The 6,759-nt window shown below is 75.3% G+C and carries 5 protein-coding genes; 1 reads left to right on the top strand and 4 read right to left on the bottom strand.

What is annotated here, in order from left to right; genetic code table 11:
• The first annotated feature begins 18 nt into the window (after positions 1 to 18).
• A complete protein-coding gene (locus M0638_RS14220) occupies positions 19 to 1,491 on the top strand; it encodes a cobyric acid synthase (protein ID WP_248667666.1) in 1,473 nt (490 codons plus the stop codon).
• 3 nt (positions 1,492 to 1,494) lie between these two features.
• Here the strand turns inward: M0638_RS14220 and M0638_RS14215 are convergent, their stop codons facing one another.
• The 4 genes from M0638_RS14215 to M0638_RS14200 form a co-directional block, all read right to left on the bottom strand.
• Positions 1,495 to 3,516 carry a TonB-dependent receptor gene (locus M0638_RS14215; protein ID WP_248667664.1) on the bottom strand — a complete coding sequence of 674 codons (2,022 nt, stop codon included), beginning with the start codon at positions 3,514 to 3,516 and terminating at the stop codon, positions 1,495 to 1,497.
• A 293-nt stretch (positions 3,517 to 3,809) separates the two neighbouring features.
• A complete protein-coding gene (gene nikR / locus M0638_RS14210) occupies positions 3,810 to 4,253 on the bottom strand; it encodes a nickel-responsive transcriptional regulator NikR (protein WP_248667663.1) in 444 nt (147 codons plus the stop codon).
• Between the two features lie 101 nt (positions 4,254 to 4,354).
• The gene (locus M0638_RS14205) at positions 4,355 to 5,740 is read right to left on the bottom strand and encodes an MATE family efflux transporter (protein WP_248667662.1); all 1,386 of its coding nucleotides are present in this window, start codon (positions 5,738 to 5,740) and stop codon (positions 4,355 to 4,357) included.
• The gene (locus M0638_RS14200; protein WP_248667661.1) at positions 5,733 to 6,425 is read right to left on the bottom strand and encodes a winged helix-turn-helix transcriptional regulator; all 693 of its coding nucleotides are present in this window, start codon (positions 6,423 to 6,425) and stop codon (positions 5,733 to 5,735) included. The genes M0638_RS14205 and M0638_RS14200 overlap by 8 nt, the downstream gene beginning before the upstream one ends.
• Between the last annotated feature and the right edge of the window lie 334 nt (positions 6,426 to 6,759).

Genomic DNA, 6,759 nt, shown 5'->3' with positions numbered 1-6,759 from the left:
CCCCCCCCGCGCCACCCCATGAGCCCCGCCCGCGCCCTGATGCTCCAGGGCACCGGCTCCAGCGTCGGCAAGTCGCTGCTCGTCGCCGGCCTCGCGCGCGCCTACACGCGGCGCGGCCTCGCCGTGCGTCCCTTCAAGCCGCAGAACATGTCGAACAACGCCGCCGTCACCGCCGAGGGCGGCGAGATCGGCCGCGCCCAGGCGTTGCAGGCGCGCGCCGCCGGCGTCGAGCCCTCCGTCCACATGAATCCCGTCCTGCTCAAGCCGCAGAGCGAGACCGGCGCGCAGGTCGTGGTCCAGGGCCGCGTCCACGCCACGGCGCGGGCGCGCGACTACCAGGCGATGAAGCCCTCCCTGCTGCCCTACGTGCTCGACAGCTTCGCGCGGCTGCGCGCCGAGGCCGGGCTCGTGCTGGTGGAGGGCGCCGGCAGCGCCTCCGAGATCAACCTGCGCGACGGCGACATCGCCAACATGGGTTTCTCGCGCGCGACGGACACGCCCGTGGTGCTGGTGGGCGACATCGACCGCGGCGGCGTGATCGCCAGCCTGGTCGGCACGCGGGCCGTGCTGCCGCCCGAGGATGCCGCGATGATCCGCGGCTTCATCGTCAACCGCATGCGCGGCGACGCCTCGCTGTTCGCGGACGGCATGGCGGCGATCGCGGCGCGGACGGGCTGGGCGCCGCTCGGGCTGGTGCCGTTCTTCCCCGGGGCGCGGCGGCTGCCCGCCGAGGATGCGCAGGACCTGCTCGACCACCTGCCGGCGAGCCCCGGCGGCGGCGGCCGTTGCCGGGTGGCGGTGCCGATCCTGCCGCGCATCAGCAATTTCGACGATCTCGATCCGCTCGCGGCCGAGCCGGGGATCGAGCTGGTGCCGCTGCGCTCCGGCACGCCGCTGCCGGCGGATTGCGCGCTGGTGATCCTGCCGGGCTCGAAGGCCACCATCGCCGACCTCGCCGCGCTGCGCGCCGAGGGCTGGGACGTCGACATCCTGGCGCATCGCCGGCGCGGCGGCGCGGTGCTCGGCCTGTGCGGCGGCTACCAGATGCTCGGGCGGCGCATCGCCGATCCGGACGGGATGGAGGGCCCGCCCGGCGCGGTGGACGGGCTCGGCCTGCTCGACGTCGAGACGGTGCTGGGCGGCGACAAGAGCCTGCGGCGGGTGACGGGCGCGAGCGTCGCCGACGGCGTGCCGGTGGCGGGCTACGAGATGCACATCGGCCGCACGGCCGGGCCGGACACGGCGCGGCCGCTGCTGCGCCTCGCCGGCGGGCGCGCGGACGGCGCGGTCTCGGCCGACGGGCGCGTGGCCGGCACCTACCTGCACGGCCTGTTCACGGCGGACGCGCAACGCGCCGCCTGGATCGCCCGCCTCGGCGCCGCGCCCTCGGCGCACCGGCACGAGGCATCGGTGGAGGCGGCGCTGGACGGGCTCGCCGCGCACCTGGAACGGCACTGCGACCTCGACGCGCTGCTGCGCCTGGCGGCCTGACGCTCAGAAGCTCGCCGCGAGGGTGAAGCGCAGCGCCAGCGGCTCCACCGGATGGAAGTGCCGGTCCGCGACGCCGCCCGGCGCCTCGCCGGCGAGGCGCGAGGTGTAGAAGTAGTCGATCTGGCTCGCGCGCGCGTCGAGCAGGTTCAGCACGTCGAGCTGCGCGCGGATGCCGTTCGCGAAGGCGTAGCCGACACGCGCGTTCACCAGCGGCGTCGGCCTGGAACGCGCGCTGTCGTCCTCCACCAGGGGCCTTGCGCCGAAGTAGCGGAAGCGCGCGCCGCCGTACCAGCCCTGCGGCCCGCCCAGCGTCATCCCCGCCGAGGCCACCACCGCCGGCGCGCCGGGAATCCGGTCGCCGGCCGGGTCGGCGTCGGTGAAGCGGGCATGGGTGGCGGCGATCTCGGTGTCGAAGGCCAGCCAGGGGAAGGGCTGCCAGCGGCCGGTCCATTCCACCCCGATGCGCCGGCTCGGACGGCTCGCCTCGGTGGTGCCGGCATCGCCGACGAACAGGATCTCGCTGTCGAAATCCAGCACGAAGACCGAGAGCGTGCTCTCCAGCCCCGGCAGCGGCCTGGTGCGCAGCCCGATCTCGGCGCCGCGCGAGCGCACCAGCAGCGGCACGCGCGAGAGCGGCGTCAGCCGGTCCGTGGGGTCGACCGTGATGGTCACGCCGCGCATGTCGTTGCTGTGGAAGCCGAAGCCGCCGTTCAGGAACAGCTCGGTGGTGCGCCACGGCCCCAACACCAGCCCGAATTTCGGGCTGGGCAGGAATTCCGTCGCGCTGCCGGCGTTGGCGGCGAGGTCGCTGCGTACCCGCCCCGCGAACAGGTCGCCGCGCAGGCCGAGGACGGTGCGCAGCCAGGGCGTGACGGCGGTGCGGTTCTCGACGTAGAGGCCGAGGCTGCCCTGCTCCACCCGGTCCGTGCGTACCGTGGAAAGCCGGTCGCGCTCGCGCGTGCGGAACAGGCCGAGGCGGATCTCGTCGTGGCGCGTCTGCACGCCGAACTCGGTCTCGCTCGGCGCGCCGAGCAGGGCGTGCGGGACGGTGTGGCTGACGTTCAGCCCCAGCACCCAGCGCCGGTCCTGCTGGTGGAATTGGTCGCCGTCGGCCGGATCGTCGAGGAAGTAGGTGAAGTCGTTGAACAGGTCGAGCGTGCTGCGGATGGCGTAGCCCTGCACGCGCGTGGTGCCGTGGTCGCCGGTGCGGTGCCATTCGCCGGAGAGGCTGTAGCGGTTGGCGTTGCCGCCATCGGTCGGGTTCAGCGTGCCGAAGCGGCCGATCAGCCCCTCGGTCAGCGCGCGCAGCGGGACCTGGTCGGTGGAGCGCCAGCGATTGGCGTAACCCATGGCGGTGAGGGAGAAGCCCTCCGCCTCGCCGCCCTGGCTGTAGCGCACCACGCCGTTGAAGCGGCGCAGCCCGTCGCCCACCTGCCACGGGCCGTCATAGGCGGCCATCTCGCCGGCCACGAGCAGGTTGCCCTGGCCCACGCGCTGCGAGGTCATGGCGAGGCCGCGCCAGTAGCCGAAGCTGCCCACCGTGCCCTGCACCACCGGGCGCGGCAGGCTGTCGACCAGCCCGATCCGCACCGCGCCGGCGGAGGCGAAGTCGCCGTCCTGCGCGCGGTAGGGGCCGAGCCGGTAGTCGAGGCCGCGCACCAGCTCCGGGATCAGGAAGTTGATGTCGGCGTAGCCCTGGCCGTGGCCGTGCGTCGGCATGTTCACCGGCATGCCGTCCACGGTGATGGCGAGGTCGGTGCCGTGGTCGAGGTTGAAGCCGCGCAGGAACCACTGGTTGGCCTTGCCCTCGCCGCTGTGCTGCGTGGCGATCAGGCCGGGGACGGCTTCGAGCAGCTCGCCGGGGCGGGTGATCGGGCGGGCGAGCAGGCGCTCCCGGGAGACGTGGCCCTCGCTGGCGGTGACGGGCGCGTCCAGGGCCTCGGGCGCGGCGGACACCGTGGTCTCGGGCAGGATTCCGGCCGGCTGCGACCGTGCCGGCGCGGGGCCGGCGAGCAGCAGGGCCAATGCCGGCAGCCAGGCCCGCCGGCTTGTCGTGCCACCCGCGCCTCCCGCCGCGCCAGCCCGCATGGATCATCCCTCCGACGGGCGGGCCGGATTCGAGGCGTTCCCGTGGCGTGATGTTTGCCATGGTCGTCGTTATGCAGAAATATGTAAAAGCGATTAACGATCGAGGACCGATGACGATCGAGGGCCGATCCCCAGGCGGGGCGAGGATGGACGCCCGATCGGGGCGGACCCGGTCATGGCGGACCGTCCGGGCGGCCGGCGGCCCCGCGGGTGCCGCGGCCGACGGCGGATCAGCGCTCCCGGCCGGGCTCGCCCGCTACGTGGCCCGCCTGCCCCGCCGCCGGGATCAGCTGCAACTGCCCGTGCCGCACCCCGCGCTGCGTCACCACCGCGTCGGCGAAGGCGCGCACCGCGCCGACCGGGCCGCGCAGCACCGCCACCTCCAGGCAGTCGTGCCGGTCGAGATGCACGTGCAGGGTCGCCACGGAGAGGTCGGCGTGGTGGTGCTGCGCATGCGTCAGCCGGCGCGGCAGCTCGCGCGTCTCGTGGTCGTACACGTAGGTCAGGGCGGCGACGCAGGCCGCATCGCCGTCCCCCGGCAGGCGCTCGCGCGCCAGCGCGTCGCGCACCAGGTCGCGCACCGCCTCGGAGCGGCTGGCATAGCCGCGCCGGGCGCAGAGCGCGTCCACCGTCTCCAGCAGGTCGTCGTCGATGCTGATGGTGACGCGCTGCATGCCCTGCTCCCCCTGCCCTGCGCCGCCGCACCGGGTGGCGCGGCGCCGGTGCGGGGCGGATGATGTAGGGCAGATCCGGCGGGGCCGGAACCGTGGCCGGCTCAGCGCGCCCCCTGCCACACGCCCGGCCGCACGCCGAGCGCCGTCACCAGGCCGTAGCTGGTGATGCCGAGCGCCACGGCGAGGAAGTAGCCGTCCAGCCCCATCCCCAGATGCTCGGCCAGCAGCCGGCCGCCGAGCACCGCGATGCCGATGCGCGAGAGCGCCGCCAGCACCGGCCAGCGCATCCGCCCCGCGCCCATCGAGGCGAAGTAGAGCGCCATGCCGAGGCCGAAGCCGCCGAAGGCGAAGCCCGTGTAGGCGAGCCCGCGCGAGGCCACCGCCACAACGGCCGGATCGGCCGTGAAGGCACGCGCGAAGGCGCCGGGCGCAAGGCCCACGGCCAGTCCCGCGGCGCCCGTGACGAGCAGCGCCAGCAGCGCGCCGGTCCAGGCGATGCGCCGCGCCGTGTGCCAGTCCCCGGCGCCCACGGCGCGCCCGACCAGCGCCGTCAGCGCCGAGCCGACGCCGAAGGCGATCGGGATCATCAGGAATTCGAGCCGTGCCGAGATGCCGTAGGCCGCGACCGCCGCCGCGCCGTGCGACGCCACCTGCGCCGTGACCAGGATGGTGGTCAGGTTGGCCACCCCGGCGAGGCAGGAGGCGACCAGCCCGACCGACAGGATACGCCGGAACAGCGCGCCGGAGAGACGCACGCGCAACGTCGGCACGAAGCCGGCGCCGCCGCGCAGCACCACCACCGCCATGGCCAGCGCCGCCGCCCAGAACACCCCCGCGAAGGCGATGCCGATGCCGGCGAGGCCGAGGCCCAGCGGCTCGGCCAGCGCCCAGGCGAGCGGCGGATAGGCCACCCAGGTCAGCACCAGCACCCGTGCCGCCAGCGCGTGCCGGCCGCCGCCGCGCAGCACCGAGGCCAGGGTGTTGGCGAGCCAGGCCGGCAGCGCCCCGGCGCCGAACAGCCAGGCGGCGTAGGCCGCCGCCGCCCCGGCCGCCTGCGGCCCGCCGATCAGGCCGAGCAGGGTGCGCGGGAAGCCGGCCAGCAGCAGGGCGAAGATCGCCGCCGCGGCGGTGGCGATGGCCACGGCGTGCAGCACCAGCGCCGAGGCCTCCTCGCGCCGCCCCGCGCCGAGCGACCGCGCGACGGCCGAGACCACGCCGCCGCCCATGGCGCCGGCCGACATCTGCTGGAGCAGCAGGGCGAAAGGCAGCACCACCGCCCAGCCCGCCAGCGCCGCCGTGCCCTGGCGCGCGGCGAGCCAGGTCTCGATGAGCTGCCCCGCCACCTGGAGCAGCGAGACGAGGCCGGTGGGCGCCGCCAGCGCCAGGATGCGGCGCAGCAGTTCCCGGACCGGCGCGGGAGAGGCCATCGAGGCGACGGCCGGGCTGGCGGCGGCTGGGCTGGCGGCGGCCGGAATGCCGTCAGCCATGCCGGTGGCCCTCCATCCCCGCGACGACCCGCCCGGCCGGAGGCTCGGGGGCCGCTCCCGCTTCCGGCGCGCCGGACCCGGCCTCGCTACGGCGAACCGCGGTCCGGTCGGGACTGCGGTTCGCCGTCGCTCGTTGTTCCCGGCGCGGATTCACGCCGCCGGGCGTGTCCGCCCGTCGGCGATCCGCTCCAGGTTCCGCCTCGCCCGGCTCCGCGCCGCCGAAGCGCCGGCGCGCGCCCTGTCCGGCACCGGGGCCCGGCACCACCCGCACATCCTCGGGGCCGAGCGGCGCGCCGCCGGCGCCCAGCAGCGGCGGCGCGACCACCTCCGCCCCGGTCGCGGCATCGAGGAGCCGCACCACGGGCCCTTCCGGCCCGGTCATCCAGCGGTCGCTCCAGTGCTTGAGCGCGACATAGGCGGAGAAGAAGTCCCGTCCCTTCGCGGCGAGCCGGTACTCGTGGCGCGCGCCGCGCACCGGGACGCGCTCCAGCAGCCCGTTCCGCACCAGCGTGGAGAGGCGGGCGCTCAGGATGTTCGGGGCGATGCCGAGGTTGCGCTCGAAGGCGTCGAAGCGCGTGGTGCCGTAGAAGGCCTCGCGCAGCACCAGGATGGCCCAGCGTTCGCCCAGGATGGCCATGGCACGCGCCACCGGGCAGCGCATGCGTGCGAAATCGATGCGGGGCATTGCGGACGTTTCCTTTATCGCTTGCATGAAGCAAGCATCCCGACCGCCTTCCCGCAAGGCCCCGCCGCCGGACCGGCCGGGCGCGGCGGCTCCGCCGCGCCAGGGGAGGCACGCATATTCGCCCGCGGCGTCCTGCAGCGAACCGCCGTCCGGTCGGGACTGCGGTTCGCTGCAGCGCGTTGTTCTCGGCGCGGATCCACGCCGCCGGGCGTGTCCGCCCGTCGGCGATCCGCTCTAAGCTGGCGCTTGCGGAGCCCGAGGCCACCGTGGCATCCCGCTCGTGCACCCATGACCGGGGGCGCCGTTCCCGCCGTCCCGACGGCGCCTGTCCCTG

It is taken from the genome of Roseomonas acroporae (assembly GCF_023223525.1).
Classification (GTDB): Bacteria; Pseudomonadota; Alphaproteobacteria; order Acetobacterales; family Acetobacteraceae; genus Roseomonas_E; species Roseomonas_E acroporae.
This window is presented reverse-complemented; position numbering and strand designations above follow the sequence as displayed.

Excerpts from the sequence above, each read along its gene's own strand:
- M0638_RS14220 (WP_248667666.1), top strand. The coding sequence starts at position 19 with ATGAGCCCCGCCCGCGCCCTGATGCTCCAGGGCACCGGCTCCAGCGTC.
- nikR (WP_248667663.1), bottom strand. The coding sequence starts at position 4,253 with ATGCAGCGCGTCACCATCAGCATCGACGACGACCTGCTGGAGACGGTG.
- M0638_RS14205 (WP_248667662.1), bottom strand. The coding sequence starts at position 5,740 with ATGGCTGACGGCATTCCGGCCGCCGCCAGCCCAGCCGCCGCCAGCCCG.
- M0638_RS14200 (WP_248667661.1), bottom strand. The coding sequence starts at position 6,425 with ATGCCCCGCATCGATTTCGCACGCATGCGCTGCCCGGTGGCGCGTGCC.